Origin of the sequence: Tautonia sociabilis (assembly GCF_003977685.1) — a bacterium.
GTDB lineage: Bacteria > Planctomycetota > Planctomycetia > Isosphaerales > Isosphaeraceae > Tautonia > Tautonia sociabilis.
Window position 1 is genome coordinate 13,912 of sequence record NZ_RYZH01000055.1, and the last position, 15,847, is coordinate 29,758.

General features: G+C 72.0%; 13 protein-coding genes. 7 read left to right on the forward strand and 6 right to left on the reverse strand.

Features of this window, described 5'->3' with window-relative positions; translation table 11 throughout:
• Window positions 1–8: 8 nt before the first annotated feature.
• Window positions 9–1,262, reverse strand: a complete 1,254-nt coding sequence (locus TsocGM_RS27720) for a cytochrome-c peroxidase (RefSeq protein WP_199756861.1) — start codon at window positions 1,260–1,262, stop codon at window positions 9–11.
• Window positions 1,263–1,694: 432 nt separating this feature from the next.
• Between TsocGM_RS27720 and surE the strand changes: the two genes are divergently transcribed.
• From surE to TsocGM_RS21410, 4 genes are all read left to right on the forward strand, one after another.
• Window positions 1,695–2,468, forward strand: a complete 774-nt coding sequence (gene surE / locus TsocGM_RS21395) for a 5'/3'-nucleotidase SurE (RefSeq protein ID WP_126727502.1) — start codon at window positions 1,695–1,697, stop codon at window positions 2,466–2,468.
• Window positions 2,469–3,308: 840 nt separating this feature from the next.
• On the forward strand, window positions 3,309–3,896 hold the full coding sequence (locus TsocGM_RS21400) for a hypothetical protein (RefSeq protein ID WP_126727503.1): 588 nt from the start codon (window positions 3,309–3,311) through the stop codon (window positions 3,894–3,896).
• Between the two features lie 192 nt (window positions 3,897–4,088).
• Window positions 4,089–5,216 (forward strand): glycosyltransferase, encoded by a 1,128-nt coding sequence (locus TsocGM_RS21405; protein WP_126727504.1) that lies wholly within the window; start codon window positions 4,089–4,091, stop codon window positions 5,214–5,216.
• A gap of 364 nt (window positions 5,217–5,580) precedes the next feature.
• Window positions 5,581–6,141, forward strand: a complete 561-nt coding sequence (locus TsocGM_RS21410; RefSeq protein ID WP_126727505.1) for a hypothetical protein — start codon at window positions 5,581–5,583, stop codon at window positions 6,139–6,141.
• A gap of 63 nt (window positions 6,142–6,204) precedes the next feature.
• Here the strand turns inward: TsocGM_RS21410 and TsocGM_RS21415 are convergent, their stop codons facing one another.
• The gene (locus tag TsocGM_RS21415) at window positions 6,205–6,813 is read right to left on the reverse strand and encodes a hypothetical protein (protein WP_126727506.1); all 609 of its coding nucleotides are present in this window, start codon (window positions 6,811–6,813) and stop codon (window positions 6,205–6,207) included.
• Between the two features lie 673 nt (window positions 6,814–7,486).
• Between TsocGM_RS21415 and TsocGM_RS21420 the strand changes: the two genes are divergently transcribed.
• Complete coding sequence (locus TsocGM_RS21420; protein ID WP_126727507.1) at window positions 7,487–9,442, forward strand: alpha/beta hydrolase family protein; 1,956 nt, start codon at window positions 7,487–7,489, stop codon at window positions 9,440–9,442.
• A gap of 245 nt (window positions 9,443–9,687) precedes the next feature.
• Here the strand turns inward: TsocGM_RS21420 and TsocGM_RS21425 are convergent, their stop codons facing one another.
• Window positions 9,688–11,232, reverse strand: a complete 1,545-nt coding sequence (locus TsocGM_RS21425; RefSeq protein WP_126727508.1) for a rhamnulokinase — start codon at window positions 11,230–11,232, stop codon at window positions 9,688–9,690.
• Between the two features lie 467 nt (window positions 11,233–11,699).
• Between TsocGM_RS21425 and TsocGM_RS21430 the strand changes: the two genes are divergently transcribed.
• On the forward strand, window positions 11,700–12,188 hold the full coding sequence (locus tag TsocGM_RS21430) for a hypothetical protein (protein WP_126727509.1): 489 nt from the start codon (window positions 11,700–11,702) through the stop codon (window positions 12,186–12,188).
• Between the two features lie 105 nt (window positions 12,189–12,293).
• Here TsocGM_RS21430 and TsocGM_RS21435 read toward each other — a convergent pair whose 3' ends face one another.
• From TsocGM_RS21435 to TsocGM_RS21445, 3 genes are all read right to left on the reverse strand, one after another.
• On the reverse strand, window positions 12,294–12,944 hold the full coding sequence (locus TsocGM_RS21435) for a hypothetical protein (RefSeq protein ID WP_126727510.1): 651 nt from the start codon (window positions 12,942–12,944) through the stop codon (window positions 12,294–12,296).
• 761 nt (window positions 12,945–13,705) lie between these two features.
• Window positions 13,706–14,260 (reverse strand): GNAT family N-acetyltransferase, encoded by a 555-nt coding sequence (locus tag TsocGM_RS21440; RefSeq protein WP_126727511.1) that lies wholly within the window; start codon window positions 14,258–14,260, stop codon window positions 13,706–13,708.
• A 277-nt stretch (window positions 14,261–14,537) separates the two neighbouring features.
• On the reverse strand, window positions 14,538–14,954 hold the full coding sequence (locus TsocGM_RS21445) for a CsbD family protein (RefSeq protein ID WP_126727512.1): 417 nt from the start codon (window positions 14,952–14,954) through the stop codon (window positions 14,538–14,540).
• 441 nt (window positions 14,955–15,395) lie between these two features.
• On the opposite strand from TsocGM_RS21445, the gene TsocGM_RS21450 reads away from it, so the two are divergent.
• Entirely contained in the window at window positions 15,396–15,842 is a 447-nt protein-coding gene (locus tag TsocGM_RS21450; RefSeq protein ID WP_126727513.1) for a hypothetical protein, read from the forward strand.
• The last annotated feature ends 5 nt before the right edge of the window (window positions 15,843–15,847 follow it).

Consider the following 15,847-nt stretch of genomic DNA (forward strand, 5'->3'; position numbering starts at 1 on the left):
GCGATCGGTCAGGGGGGCGGCGGGGCCTGGCCGAGCCGGCCGGGGAGCCGCGGCGGGCGGACCCGGAGCCTCGGCTCGGCCAGGGACTCGAGAAACGCCCGAAGGTCCGATCGGTCCTGCGCGTTCAGTCCGAGCGGCTTCAGCAGGGGAGACTTGGTCGGGAAGAGCGGGTCGTCCCGCTGGTCCTCCTTCGGGCGGATCGTGGCCATGCCCGCGTCGTACATGCGGAGCACGCCGTCCAGCTCGAACAGGCCGTTGTGCATGTATGGGGCGGTCGCGGTGACGTTCCGCAGGCTCGGCGTCCGAAAGCGGCCGACGTCGGCCGGCTCCCCGGTGACGGCGAAGCGGCCCAGGTCCTCCAGCGACCGGCCGTAGTAGCTCAGGCCGAGGTCGTGGAACTGGCCGTCGCTGAGGGCCGGCCCGTGGTGGCAGTTCAGGCACCGCGCTCGGGTGCGGAAGAGGTCCAGCCCCGAGATGGCGGCGTCGGAAAGCGCCGCGCGGTCCCCCTTGAGGAAGGCGTCGAACCGGCTCCGGCCGCCGACCAGCGTCCGCTCGAACGCCGCGATCGCCCGGGAGGCCCGGTCGATCGTCACCCCGCCGGGGCCGAACACCTCGGCGAACGCCTCGCGGTACTCCGGGACGGCGGCCAGGCGGGCGACGATCTCCTCGTCGGCGTGCATCTCCTTCGGGTTCCGCAAGACGGCCGCAGCCTGCGCCTCGAGCGAACCGGCTCGGCCGTCCCAGAACAGGGCGGGCTGGAACGCGGCGAACAGGACCGAAGGAGCGTTGCGCCGCAAGGGCTCGCGGTCGTGGCCGAAGGACGTCGTCCGGCCGTCGGCCCAGCCAAGATCCGGGTCGTGGCACGACGCACAGGCGATCTGCCCGCTGCCCGAGAGCCTCGGGTCGAAGAACAGCAGGCGGCCCAGCTCGACCTTCTCGGCCGTGGTCGGGTTGTCCGGCGGATCGGCCGGCGTCGGCAAGAGCCCCAGCTCGACCCAGTCGACCCCCTCGTCGACCTCCGGCGTCGGCCAGCCCGACGGCGGGCCCGCGTAGACCTCCCGCAGCCGGGCGATCCGGGCCGCCCGATCCTCCGGCGCCTCGGCCGGCCGGGGCGCCGGCCGACCCACCCGAGCGACCGCGGTGGACCCGTCGTCCGACCCCCGGCCCGATCGCGGACTTCCCATCAGGGCGATCGCCGCCGCGACCGCCACCAGCCAACGGAACGACGGCCCGATCGGCCGGCCGGTCGAGGGGGCGGGCATGGCGAAGGTCCGTGTCACTGTGCCAGAAGGAATGAATCTGAGACTCAATCTCAGCGAGGGACGCCCAGCTTACCGATTCCCGAGCCGGAGTGTCAACGCGCTCACCTCCCTTCACATTCACGGCGTCGGCGAGGGGGAGGACCATCGCGACGACGACGGCCGGCGCCGGTGTCGGGGGGGGGGAGGATCGGGACAGGGTCGGCCTCGGCCATCGATCGGTTCCCGCCTGGGGAGGGGCGGCCTCCGTGTCGGGGCCGGCGACGGGAAAGACGCTCCCGGGGGACGGCCGTCCGGGGCGATTGACGACGGTCGGCGGCGGCCGGTACCATCCAGGTATCCGGATCGTACCCGATCGGCCGGGGGGAGGGAGCCTCCCCGGCTCCAGGATCGGCCCCCCCTGCCCTCCCCTCTCCCGACTCGAGTGCCGCGACCGTGCGCATCCTGCTGACGAACGACGACGGGGTCTATGCCGCCGGATTGCGGGCCTTGCACAAGGAGCTGGCGGCGATCGGCGAGGTGACGGTCATCGCCCCGGCGCTGGAGCAGAGCGGCGTCGGGCACTCGATCACGCTGCTCGACCCCCTGATCGTCAAGACGGTGGACGACGTGGACGGCTCGCAGCTCGGGCTGTCGGTCGAGGGGAGCCCGGCCGACTGCGTGAAGCTCGCCGTGTACGAGCTGCTCGACCGTCCTCCGGACCTGATCGTCTCGGGGATCAACCACGGGGCGAACGCGGGGATCAACGTGCTGTACTCCGGCACGGTCGCCGCGGCGATCGAGGGGGCCTTCTTCGAGATCACCAGCATCGCCGTCTCGCTTGAATTCGGCGAACATTTCGACTTCCCCGGTGCCGCCCGCCACGCCCGGCGGGTGATCGAGACGATCCTGGCCCACACGCCCCGGGCCGGCTCCCTGTTCAACGTGAACATCCCCTCGGCCGCCCGGGGAGAGCCGAAGGGGATCAAGGTGGTGCCGATGGGCGTCGGCCGCCACGGCGAGGGGTTCGAGCGCCGCCGGGACCCCCGGGGCCGCACCTACTACTGGATGACCTACGCCCCCCCCTACCGCCTCGAAGGGGAGGAGAGCGACGTCATCTCCCTGGCCGACGGCTACATCACCGTCACCCCCTTGCAGTTCGACATGACCCGACACGGCCAGCTCGACGAGGTCCGCTCCTGGGACTGGCCCCCCCTGCACCGAGGCTGATCCGCCCTTTCCGACCCCTCCTCCTGCCCGGGCCTCCGCCTCCCCGGGGAGATCGGCCCCCCTCCAGCGGAGCCGGATCGCGTTCGGTGCGCTTTGTTCGCGTTCCGAACGATCGGCGAAGATCGTTGCCCAAGCGGCGGTTAGGACGATCCAGGCCCGCCGCGCTGGGTTCGTTTCGGTGCGGCGCCCGGCGGCTTGCGGAGGCCCGCTCCGGACGACCGGCCGACGCGCCGAAGCGGTACCGGAAGGCTTCGGAATCGGGCCGGTGCGCGCGCGGCGGATGGAGGGCGTGTTCCGTAACATGGTGTTTGGTCGTCTGTTGCGGCGATCGATGGCGGGCCGATTGGGTTCGCTCCGTCGCCGGGCGTCGTTGGGTTGCTCTTGGGTTCGTGCTCCGAGCCGGCCGGCTGGGGGCTCGTCTTCTTGGGGGGGGCCCGGCGCGCCGGGCCTGGACTCTGGACCGGGAGGCAGGAGCGGAACGGTTGTCGGGGGAACGGGGCGGCTCATGGGGTTCGACTCGGCGGCGATCCCCGGCGATCGGGGGGGGGGGAGGTGGGGACCGGGAGCCTTCCCGACCTGATCCGATGCCGGGTTCTCTTCCCAGATCATCGGGCCTTGGCCGGGTCGCGGTCAGCGACTCCGGTCAGAGTCGGCGCGGTCCTGCCGAGATTCCCGGAGGTCTGGGGAGGAGGCGCCGCTGGGGGAGGGACGATCCGAGTCGGGGAGGGGCCCGAGGGGCCTTGCCGGGGGGGGCGGCCTGCCGGCATACTCGACCGGAGGAGGATGGTGGCCCGGCAGTTCGGAGCCGTCGCCGCGTCGTGCAACCGAGGAGCTTGGCCCATGCGTCGAGTCTTGGTCTGGTCGTCCGAGGTCGCCCTGGCGATGGCGGTCGCGGTGGTGTCGGGATGCGGCGGGGAATCGGGAGATCCGGGGGCGGCCTCGGGGACCGGCGGGGGAATCAGTCCGCCGCCTCCGCCGCGGCTGGGCCAGGGGGCGCCTCCTCCTCCGGTGGCGGCGCAGCCCGAGGCGCCGCAGCTCCGGAGGGTGATCGGCCAGAAGACGACCGACGTGCGCGACTTCCAGACCGAGATGCAGGGCGGGGAGAACGTGCGGGTGTCGTCGGGAACGATCTCGCCGGACAGCACGCCGATCACGTATGCGGGGAACGCGTATGTGTCGATCGTCGGCCAGGCGGCGGTGCTCCAGATCCAGCACGCGCTGAACCTGTACAATGCCATGAACGACCGCTACCCGGCTGATACCGACGAGTTCATGCGTGAGATCATTCAGGCGAATGGGATTGCCTTGCCGCAGTTGCCGGGGTACCAGGAGTACGCGTACAACCCTGAGACGCACGAGCTGGTGGTGCTGGAGTATCCCGACCGGAAGGAGGCGCTGCGAGCCCAGGTGCGCGGGGAGCGGCCCTGAGGGGCCGGGCCGTGTGAGGGGCCGATCGCCGGGCTGGGCCGGGGTCCGGCCTGATCCTGGAGCGGAGGTCACCGATCGTCGATCCTTGCGAGTTCCGGGGAGGCCGGTGCTGGGATCGACTCGCTCCCGGCCGAGCCGGTTCCTTGGGTCCGGCCCGGCCTCATTCTGAAGAACGAACGGATCGAGCCCGACGTGCTGAAGGTCTTGCAGGTGATCCCGACGCTGGACCGTTCCGGCGCCGAGAAGCAGATGGTGATGCTGGCCCTCGGCCTGCCGAGGGATCGCTTCCGGGTGGAGGTGGCGGCCCTGACCCGGCTCGGCCCGCTGGAGGAGCAGCTGAGGGCGGGGGGCGTGCCGGTGCACGCGATCGGCAAGCGGCACAAGGTCGACCCGGGGGCGCTGGGCCGGCTGACCCGGTTGCTGAGGGATCGCCGGTTCGACGTCGTGCAGACCTGGATTTTCGCCGCCAACGTGTACGGCCGGATCGCCTCGAGGAGGGCGGGGGTGCCGGTGGTGGTGACGGCGGAGATGGCCGTCGACCTGTGGAAGGGGAAGGGACACGTCCTGATCGACCGCCGGCTGGCCCGGTGGACGGATCGGGTGGTGGGGAACTCGCAGGCGGTCGTGGATTTCTACCGCGACGCGGTGGGGATCGACCCGGAGAAGCTGGAGCGGATCTTCTCGGGGATTGGCGACGAGGAGCCTCCCGAGGTGGACCGTCGGGCCGTCCGGGAGGAGCTGGGCCTGCCCCCGGAGGCGACCCTGCTGCTCTTCGCCGGCCGGCTGTACCCGCAGAAGGGGGTGATCGACCTGCTCAAGGCGGCGGACCTGCTCCAGCACGTGAGGCCGAACCTGAGGACGGTGATCGCCGGCGACGGCCCCCTGCGGGGGGAGCTGGAGGCGTTCGCTCGGGCGGTGGAGCTGCTGGAGACTGGCCGAGTGCTGTTCCTCGGCCACCGGGAGGACGTGCCGAGGCTGCTGGCGGCGGCCGATGCGCTGGTGCTGCCCAGCTCCTTCGAGGGGCTGCCGAACGTGGTGCTGGAGGCGATGCGGTTCCGCAAGCCGGTGGTGGCCACCGCGGCTCCGGGGACGACCGAGGTGGTCGTCGACGGGCAGACCGGGCTGCTCGTGCCCGTGGGAGACGCGACGGCGCTGGCCCGGGCGCTGCTCCGGGTCGTGGACGATCCGGAACTGGCCCGACGGCTCGGCGAGCAGGGGAGGGCCCGGGTGGAGTCGGAGTTCCGGGCGGGGGTGATGATCGATCGCTTCGCGGCGCTCTACGAGCGGATCGCCCGGGAGAAGGGGATCGCGGGGGTCTGATCCCGACGCTCCTGGACGACGGGCCCCCGCCTCGACGACGTCGCTGCTCGTCGCTCGTCGCCCCGAGGCGAGGGGCGACCAGGAGCGGGGAGGTCCGGACCTGGAGGGGGAGCGGGCGGCTTCGCCGATTGTGAAAGAAACCCTCAAGTTGGGCGGCCGGATTGCCGAAGAGGTTGCCCTCGCATGACTTGCGTTGACGCATCGGCCGCTCCGCGATAGAGTCCGTCGCGCGATGCCCGCCGCGGCCGGAGGGCGGAGGGGGCGATCGGCGTCCCGACGAGGACCCCGGGCCCCGGATTGGAGCGACGGACGGACAGACGGATGGACGGACGGACGGACGACGAGCGATCGCTCGGGAGGAACCATGAGACGGTCGAAGTCGATGAGGCCGCAGGTTGAAGGGCTGGAATCCCTGGTCTTCCTGTCGACCGGGATGGATCCGAGTGTTGCGGATCGGATCGCGGCGCTGCGGCAGCGGGCGGCCGAGCGGATGGCCCCGGCCTCGGCGACGATGAAGGAGACCCATCCCGACCTGTCGGGGACGATGCGGGGCAATTACACGCTGCTGCTGGCGTCGGACGGGTCGAGCGGCACGTTCCAGCTCCAGGGGATCGGCTCGATCCGGGGGCTGGGCCCGGCCCGGATCTCGGCGTCGTATGCGGCGGACCAGTCGTCGGCCCCCGAGACGATGGCCATGACCCTGACCGGCCGCCGGGGGGCGCTGAACCTCGTGGTCGGCCGGGCCGAGGGGGACACCGACCCCGACTCGTCCACCGCCCGACTGCGGTACCAGGTCGTCTCGGGGACCGGGGCGTACGAGGAGGCCCAGGGCTCCGGAGTGCTCGACATGACCCTGAAGCCGCGGTTGAGGACGATGGGGGCCACCGGGCAACTGAGCATCACGCTCCGGCCCGAGGCGGCGTGAGGGGACCGAGGGCGGAGGATCGCCGGCGAGGGCCGGCCGCCGGCGATCCTCCGCCGCCGGGCCTCATCGGGATCGGGCGTATCGGGTGAGATAGCCGGTGACGCTCTCGGGGGTCCCGCCGTAGGGGACGCTGGTGACGTCGATGCGGGAGACCTTCCAGGTGTCGGGCTCGACCTCTCGGAAGCCGAAGGAGAAGCCGACGCCGGGGGGAGGAGTGGCGTCGAAGGTGGCGCCGCCCTCGGCAGAGCGCTCGGCCCACTGGGCCTGGCCGTAGAAGTTGGCCGTGCCCATGCCGGTCAGACGGCCGGCGTGGATCTGGAGCTGGGCCAGGCGGATGAACTCGAAGTCCAGGCCGGTGACGGCGCCCCTCATGGCGATCTTGGTGATGGTGCCGATCTCCCGGTCGAACTCGGGGGCCAGGTGGCCTTCGAGGCGGGGGAAGTCTCCCTCCTTGACGGCGTCGGCCATGTCGTAGAGCACGGCCTCGATGCGCTCGCGGTCGGTCACCCAGAGGCGCTCGACCAGCAGCACCAGGCCGGCGGCGAGCACGGCGGCGCCGGCCCAGGCCAGGTACTTGCCCTGCTGCGAGAGGCGCACCATCACCAGGCAGGCCGCGGCCGCCACCGCGCAGGCGCCGACCGCTGTCCAGGGATCCTCGGAAAGCCAGGTCATCGCGTCCGCTCCTCTCGTGCCTCGCCGAGATCATCGCTGGATCGATCGAGTCGCCCCGGGGGGCGGGCCGGTCCGGCCGGTTGAAGGGAGCGCCGGTGCCCGCCGACGATCGGATCGGGGGCCCGATCGGGGAAGAGGCCGGGGCGGCCATCGCGGGTGCCCCGACACGTGTACGATAGGCGCGGGGGGCGGAAAAGGCCAGGGCAGGAGCGAGGAATCGGGGAGGGAAGGGGCCCCGGCTCGCCGCGTCGGTGGGGAGCGGCGAGCCGGGGGATCGGGCGATCAGGGGGAGGCGGCGGGGATGCGGTGGAAGGTCGGGCCCGGGTCGCCGGCAGGGGCGCTGAGGCTCGGGGCGAGGCCCAGCAGGACCAGCGTCGCGGAGAGGGTGCTCAAGATCTCCTCGGGGGAACGGAACGAGGGAGTCGGCCGGGTCGGGGTGGCGTCGACCGGGAGCTGGTCGCCCTCTCCGGCAACTCGGGAGCGGGGACGACCGGGAGGATTCGACGGCGCCGGGATCGAGAATCGTCCGTTCCGCGGAGGCGGGTCCGGGGGTCCGATCGGGGGTGGCGTCGGCCCTCGCGATCGGGAATCATGGCGCGGCGGCCGCCCCGGCCGGCGCCGTCGGAGGCGCCTCGGGGCTCGTCGTCGGCGGTTCCAGCCCCGGGAGGACGCCATGTCGAGGGTCGTTCCACGTTCTCTTGTCTTGATTTTCCTGGCGGTTGTGCCGGGTCGCTCCCCGGCGGCCGACGTGCCGGATCGCCAGGCCGTCGCGGCGGCGATGGGCCGGATGGTCCTCGAGCGCGGCTCGGCGATGGACGAGGCTCGTGCGTTCGTCGAGCCGAAGATCGCTCGGATGCCCGACGTGGTCGCCGAGGACGAGTGGCGGGAGGCCGCCGCCCGGATCCGGGCCGACGTGCTCGACCGCGTCGTCTTTCGAGGCGAGGCCGCCGGGTGGCGGGATGCCGAGACGAGGGTCGAATGGCTGGGGGAGATCGCCGGCGGACCCGGCTACCGGATCAAGAAAGTGCGCTACGAGGCCCTGCCCGGGTTCTGGATTCCGGCCTTGCTGTACGAGCCGGAGGGGATCTCGGGGAAGGCTCCGGTCGTGCTGAACGTCAACGGGCACGACGGCCAGGGAAAGGCGGCGCCTTACAAGCAGATCCGCTGCATCAACCTGGCGAAGCGGGGGATCATCGCCCTGAACGCCGAGTGGATCGGCATGGGGCAGCTCCGGGGAGCGGGGTACCACCACGGGCTGATCAACGCGATCGACCTGTGCGGCTCGGGAGGGATCGCCACGCACTACCTCGCCCTGACGAGGGCCATCGACCTGTTGCTCGACCTGCCGAACGCCGATCCGAGCCGGGTGGGCGTGACCGGCCTCTCGGGAGGAGGCTGGCAGACGATCTTCGTCAGCGGTCTGGACGACCGGGTGACGCTGACCGACCCGGTGGCCGGCTATTCCAGCTTCCGGACCCGGATCGAGTACCTGTCGGACCTGGGGGACTCGGAGCAGACCCCCTGCGACCTGGCCACCGTGGCCGACTACACGCACCTGACGGCCTTGCTGGCCCCCCGGCCGGCGCTGCTGACCTTCAACCAGGAGGATAACTGCTGCTTCGCCGCTCCGCACGCCATGCCTCCGCTGGTGCAGGCGGCGGCGCCGATCTACTCGCTGTTCGACCGGGAAGCGAACCTGCGCGTGCATGTGAACCTCGACCCGGGGACGCACAACTACGAGGTCGACAACCGCCAGGCCCTCTACCGGCTGATCGGCGACCACTGGTTCTCGGGCGACCCGGGGTATGATCCCGTCGAGATTCCCAGCGACGACGAGGTGAAGACCGCCGAGGAGCTGGCCGTGCCGCTGCCGGAGGACACGCTCGACCTGCACCGGCTCGCGTTGTCGCTGGCCGAGGCGCTGCCGAGCCCGTCGGGTCCGGCCGACCCCGACGAGCGGCGGGAGGCGCTGCGGGCGATCGTCCGCCCGATCGAGGCAGAGGCGACCGTCGATCGCGTCTCCGACGCCTCGTCCCCCTCGCTGTCGGCGACGACCCATCGCCTGCGCCTGGCCGATTCCTGGACCGTGCCGGCGGTCGTTTTGGAACCGAGCGGAGGAGACGGGCCGAGGCCGACCGTCGTGCTGCTGGCCGACGGGGGCCGAGCCGAGGCGGTGGACGCCGCCGTCTCGCTGCTGGCCGAGGGGAAGCGGGTGGTGGCGATCGACCCGTTCGACTTCGGCGAGTCGAAGCCGGCCGAGCGGGATTACCTCTGGGCGCTGATGATCGCCTCGGTGGGAGAGCGGCCGATCGGCGTGCAGGTCGGCCAGTTGCTGGCCTCCTGTCGCGCCTTCCGGCCCGAGGGGTCCGAGGAGCCGGTGTCGGTCGAGGCGATCGGGCCGAGGACCGGCGTGATCGCGCTGATCGCCTCGGCGATCGACCCGGAGGCGGTCGGCGGCCTGACGCTGCACCAGCCGATGACGAGCCTCAAGGAGATCGTCGAGGAGGGCCGCCCATTCCAGCAGTCGCCCGAGCTGTTCTGCTTCGGCCTGCTGGAGTCGTTCGACCTGCCTCAGATCGAGGAGCTCGTGGCGCCGAGGCCGGTGACTCGGGTCGGCGAGGGGGGCTGATCGCGGCCGGGGTGGCCGCGACCCCGGCCACCTCGGTCAACAGCCTGTCACCTGCACATTCCGGGATCCGTTGAGGTGGTTGTGGTCGCGGCGCTCGGGGCCGCTGCTGCCGCCGCCACCGCTGTCGGGGGAAAAGGGGGCGGCCTCGCCGATGAGGCGTTCGAGCCGGGAGAGCAGGCGGTTGCGGGCGCCGGGGCGGGAGCCGAGAACGTCGGCCGGCCGACCGCCCGCCGCGGGGTCGAGCGTCAGCCGGCGGGGGGGCGATCGCGATCGGAGTGCGAGGATGACCCGGCCGCCGGGACGAGCGCGGCGAAGCGGCCGACGGCGTCCTGCCAGGCGGACTGGTCGGTCGGCTCGTAGGTGGTGACGGGGAAGGACTGGGCGACGACCGCTCGGAGGTCGGCCAGGGTGCCGATGCGGCCCCGGGCTCGGGCCTGCATGAGCAGGTTGCCGATGGCGGTGGCCTCGACGGGGCCGGCGAGCACCGGGCGGCCGGTGGCGTCGGCGGTGAACTGGTTGAGCAGCGCGTTGCGGGCACCTCCGCCGACGATGTGAATCGTCTTGATCGGCGTGCCGGTGACCTCCTCCAGCCGCTCGACGACCCAGCGGTACTTCAGCGCCAGGCTCTCCAGGGCGCAGCGGACGAAGGCGCCCTCCCCCTCGGGGACGGGCTGGCCGGTGTCTCGGCAGAAGGCGGCGATGCGGGCGGGCATGTCGCCGGGGGGGAGGAACGAGGGGTGGTCGGGGTCGACCAGCGAGCGGAAGGCGGGGGCGGCCTCGGCCTGGGGGATCAGGTCTTCATACGAATACTCGCGGCCGGATCGGGCCCAGGTGCGGCGGCATTCCTGCACGAGCCACAGGCCCATGATGTTCTTCAGCAGGCGGGAGGTGCCGTCGACGCCCCCCTCGTTGGTGAAGTTGTAGCGGTAGGTGGCCTCGGTGATGATCGGCTGCGCGAGCTCGACGCCCATCAGGGACCACGTCCCCGAGCTGAGGTAGCACCAGTCGGGGGGAGAGCCGGGGCCCTTGCCGGCGGCGGGGACGGCGACGACGGCGCTGCCGGTGTCGTGCGTGGCGGGGACGATCACCGGGGTGTTGGCCGGCAGGCCGGTCTCCTCCGCGACGCCGGGCCGCAGCGTGCCCAGGACGCTGCCCGGTGCGATCAGCTCGGGAAGGATCTGCCGGGGGAGGCCGAGGCCGGCGCACAGCTCGTCGGACCAGCCGCGGGAGCGGGCATCGAGCAGTTGCGTGGTCGAGGCGTCGGTGAACTCCCCGGCGCGGCGGCCGGTGAGCAGCCAGCCGAAGAGGTCGGGCATCATCAGGAGCGTCTCGGCGCAGTCGAGCAGCGGCGAGCCGGCCCTCCTCATCGCCAGCAGTTGGAAGGCGGTGTTGAAGGGGAGGAATTGCAGGCCGGTGATCTCGTAGATTCGCTCTCGGGGGACCAGCGAGCAGGCGGCCTCGATCATGCCGTCGGTGCGGGAGTCTCGGTAGTGGACGGGGTTGCCGAGGATGGTGTCCCCCTTGCCGATGAGGCCGAAGTCGACGCCCCAGGTGTCAAGGCCGATCCCCTCGGGCCGGGCGCCGCCGGCGGCGGCCTTGCGGAGGGCGACCTTGATCTCGTCGAAGAGCCGGGGAAGGTCCCAGTGGAGGGTGTCGAAGAGCCGGACCGGGCCGTTGGGGAAGCGGTGGATCTCCTCGAGCGTCAGGCGGCGGCCGTCGAAGCGGCCGAGCAGGCCTCGGCCGCTTTCGGCGCCGAGGTCCAGGGCGAGGAAATAGCTGGTGGTCGCCATCGGATCGGTGGCCTTCTGCGTGGTCGTGGGGGCGTCGGCATGCCTCGCGGTGAGCGGCCATCTTACGGGCCGCAGTGGGGGGGGGCAACGGATCGGGAGGAGGCGCCCGGGGCGAGTCGGGCGGCCCGACCTCCCCGGGGCTCCTCTGCCGGTCTGCCCTCCCGGTCGGCACGCCCCCGGCCGCCCGTCGCGTCCCAGCCGTAGGCCGACGATCGCCACGATCACGATGGCCTTGCCGCTCCCCCGGCCGCGCCCGCTCGCCCGCGTCTTCGCGTTTGCGATTCCGGGCCCCGCTCCTAGAATACGATCGGGTCGTGACGCCCGAGCTGTCGTCCCCAGACGCCCCCCGACCAGGGCCGGGGGGGCGGTCGGTTCCCGTCCGGGGGCCGATCGGTCTGTCGGGTCGAGACGGGCACCCTCTCCCACGCATCCAAACAATTCTTTCGAACCGAACACGGAGGATAGCCATGAACACGCCCCGGCAGAAGGCGATTCACGGCGGCCTCGCGATCGTCGGCCTCGGGTTCGTCCTGATGGCCTTCCCTCTCGCCGCCGAGGCCCAGCAGGGGTGGGGCGGCTCTTACGTGAGCCCACCGGCCGCGGTCCCGATGCCGGTCTCCCCGTGGCAGACGTACGCCCCGGGCTCGTCCTGGAGCGGCCCGGCCTACGCGACGACCGGCCCGGCCGTGGCGGCCATGCCGGCGCAGCCGGTGACGGTGCCGGGGGCCGGCTGGAGCGGCTACAACCCGGCCGCGTCGTGGACCGGGTACGCGCCGGTGCAGGCGTGGTCGGGCTACACGCCCGGCTATATCTCGGTCCCGAGGCCGTCCGCCAATCGCCCGGTCGGCCGCCTGCTCGGCTGGGGATGGACCCAGGGCGGCAGCTACCGAGAGCCAGGCACCGGGCGCCGGATTCCGATGCTCAAGCCCTGGATCCCCGGGGCCGCCGGAAGCTGAGCCAGGCGTCTCGCCTCGGCTCGGCTTGGTTCGAGTGTCGGGCGCGATCGCCTGGACGGATCCCGCCGGGGATGTCCCCGGCGGGATTCTCGATCGAGCTTGGCGTCAGCGGGAGGCGGCCGCCGGCGAGGAGAGGCCGGGGGCGTCGAGGTCGAAGGAGCGTCGGATCTGGCCGCGGTCGTCGAAGAGGCCGAGGGCCGGCGTGCCGTCGGGCCGGACGGCCAGGGCGGCTCGGAGCACTCCCTGACCGCCGTAGAGGTTGATGCCGGCGGAGCCGTCCGCGCCGGAGTCGAGCGACAGGCTGAGCCTCCCCTGGTCGTCGAAGAGGCCGACGCCGGGAGTGCCGTCGGGGCGGACGGTCAGCGCGGCCTGGAGCGTGCCATGCTCGTCGTGCAGGTTGACGCCGGGTGATCCGCTGGTGGCCAGGTCGAGCGAGAGGCGGACCTGGCCGTTCTCGTCGAAGAGGCCGAAGCCGGGGGTGCCGTCGGGGCGGATGGCCAGGGCGGCCCGCATGCGGCCCTCGGCGTCCCTCAGCACGAAGTGCTCGGCCTCCAGGGTGGTTTCCAGTTCATCGGCCGCTTCGTCGGCCGCTTCGTCGGCCTCCTTCGCGCCGCCGGCGATCAGCACCAGGGCGACGAGCACGGCCGATCCCCCCGCCCATCGCCAGCGTCGGCGCTCTCGCTCGAGCCGGAGGTTGGCCCGCTCCAGCGCTTCGACCCGATGCATCATCCCCTCGAGCCCGGGACGTTCCGTCATCGTCTCTTCCTCACAGCGGTTGTGTTGCCTGGCGGTCTCGGTCGTCTGATCCCGGAGTGCCCGGATCGCGGAGGACGCCAATCCTGGAGAGGCCGGTGGTCGGGTCGACCCGAGCGTTGCGGGCTGATGGAAGGGGGATCGACTCGACCCGGGCCTCCCGTCGATTCCCGCGCCCAGCGTCCGCGAACATCGGTCCGACCCCGGGAGCCCAGCCGGAAACGCGAGCCGCGTACCGAGCCGGGACGTTTTCGGGGGTGATAGCGTAAGCTCTTGCGGTTTTTGTGGTTGTGCTGCGAGTGTTGGGGAGTGGGCGACGGGGGATCGCCAGGAGAGGCGCGCCGGTTTGGGCAGCATTGCCCGGGAAATCGGCAGGGGTCGAGGGGAGGGGAGAGCCGCCGGCCGGCCGGCCGGGGAGGATCGGTCAGGAGAACTGGGCTCGAACGGGAAGGTCGGTCAAGAGGGGGAAGGTGCGGCTCATCGGCGGCGGGGGACGGCCGAACGGGCCAAGGGGGACCACCAGGGTGGAGTCGAGCCGCCCTGGGGCGTCGCGGTTCGTCGATCAGAGCGGCCAGGGAGCGGTCGGCGACCGGCGGCAGGGAATCGCGGAGCTGGTCGACCTCAAGGGGCCCGGCGCCTCCCCGGATCCGAACCGGCAGAGGGGCGATCAGCGGTCCACGCCGTCAGCGTACCGGGTGGATGCCGGCGCTGGAATGCAAGTATTGAACAGGGCCGAGAGGGCCTGGAGGCCGGGGGAGGCCGTGTCAGCCCCGGTTGCTTCCCGAGACGGCTCGGCGCCAGTCGTCGGCGGTCAGGCGGTAGAGGACGTGAGGGAGGCCGGCGTATTCGGTGTCGCGATCGAAGGTGAAGCCGGCCTTCTCCAACACCCGTCGGGAGGCGAGGTTGGTGGGCAGGGTGAAGCTGACCAGCTCGGCCAGGCCGAGCACCTCGAAGCCGAGCCGGGCGCAGGACCGGGCCAGCTCGGTGGCCAGGCCGAGCCCCCAAACATCGGGGAGCAAGCCGTAGCCGATCTCGACCTCGTCCCGGCCCGCGATGGCCACCCGGCGCAGGCCTCCTCGGCCGGCGAACCGGCCGGAGGAGCGGTCTCGGGCGGTGTACCAGCCGAAGCCGAACTGGTCCCAGTGGTCGATCAGCCGGGCCAGGATCGCCCGGGTTTCCTCGGCCGTCTTCACGCCGTTGAGGGTGGCCATGACCCGGGGGTCGGCGTTCATGCGGACGTAGTCGGGCAGGTCGGCCATCGAGGGCCGGTCGAGCCGGAGGCGATCGGTGAGCAGCGGGAAGAGGCGGGGGTCGGTCATGTCCGAGGCCGGCGAGAGGACGTCGGGCTGCTCCCGGGTGGGTCACCATCATGGTCGGGCCGGAATCGAGAATGCAAGGGAACCGGCCGGATGACGGGGGAGGAGGCGGGACGACGACCGGGTGAAGCCGGAAGGGGGATGGCGGCGATCGGAACGAGGGGAGGCCGATCGGTCGGCGAGGGGAGCCTTGGAGGGGCAGAGGGAACCGTCTCCGTCGCGATGGCCCCGGGCCGACCCGCAGTCGAGTGGGAGGAGGCGGGCCGGCCGGGGCGGAGGCTCAGCGCTGGCGGAGCAGCAGGCCGAGGGTGACGCCGACGAGCACGCCGACGCCAAAGGCGGTGCCGACGGACTGCATCGGGTTGGTGCGGACCAGGTCCTCGGCGTAGTCGTACCGCTCGTGAAGCGATTCGCGGGCGGAGTCGTATCCGCTGCGCAGGTGTTCGGCCGCGGAGTGGGCGACCCCCTGGAGCCGCTCGGTGGCGGCGGCGATGCCGGCGGAGCCCTGGCTGATGAGGGTGTCGAGATGGCGCTCGATGGCCTCGCGAGACTCCCCGGTCTTGCGCTGGATGTTGCCGATCAATTGATCGACGTTCCCCTCGACGAATTCGAGGTCCTGGTCAGTCAGCTGTCCCCACTTCGACTTGAGCTGGCCTCGGATCTGGTTCCAGTGGCCCTGGAGGGTCTGGGCGTTCATGGGAGGTGCCTCCGTGTTGGCGGTCGAGGATTGGTTGATGCCCGATCGGAGCGGGGGTCCGAGGCGGTCCTCGTCCCGGACGGCCTCGGATCAGGCGCCCCGACGGCCGGTTCGAGCGGGTCGGCCGCCCCGGCACGGCCGCCGGGCTCTCCGACAATCAGGATGGTGCAACAGTGGTGCCGAAGTCGTGGATTCCCGAGCCGGGACGTCGGCGATCCGATGCCGATCGTGCGGGTGGCGTTGTGGCCGGTCGTCGGCATGATACTTGCAACCTGAGCCGGAGCGTGGCCGGCTCGTTGGCGACCCGAGGAGTCGTGTTCGAGTCGATCAACGAGTTCAGAACAGAAGACGCATGCGCTCATGTCGAGCGTGCCGGTTTCGGATGCGACGGGGCCGGGCGCCGCCATGAAGACCGTGGCAACCGGGAGGAGGCAGACGATCATGGCCACCCGCAAGAAAAGCTCGTCGAACAACGGGCGGGGCGTGGGGCAGAAGGACCGGCAGGAGCAGGAACGGCTGGCGGCTCGGCTGAGCGAGCGGGCCGACGCATTGGCCGAGCACGCCGAGGAGCTGGCGGATCGAGCCCAGCACCTGGCCTGGCAGGCGGACCACCGGTTCCGGGGGGCGGTCGGCCGCCGGCCGATGACCGCGGTCTGGACAAGCTTTGGGCTGGGCCTGGGCCTGGGGCTGGCGATCGTGGCCTTGGTGCCGAGAGATCGCCGGTCGGGCTGGTCGCTGGATGACCTCTCCGGTTCGCTTCGGGAGCTGGGGGACCGGGTCGAGGCGATGGGGCGATCGGCGGCCCGGGGCGCCTCGCGCCAGGCGCACGACTTGGGCGAATCGGCCGTCCGCCGTGTCCGGGACGCGGCCGGCTTCCTGGGGCTGTGATCGGA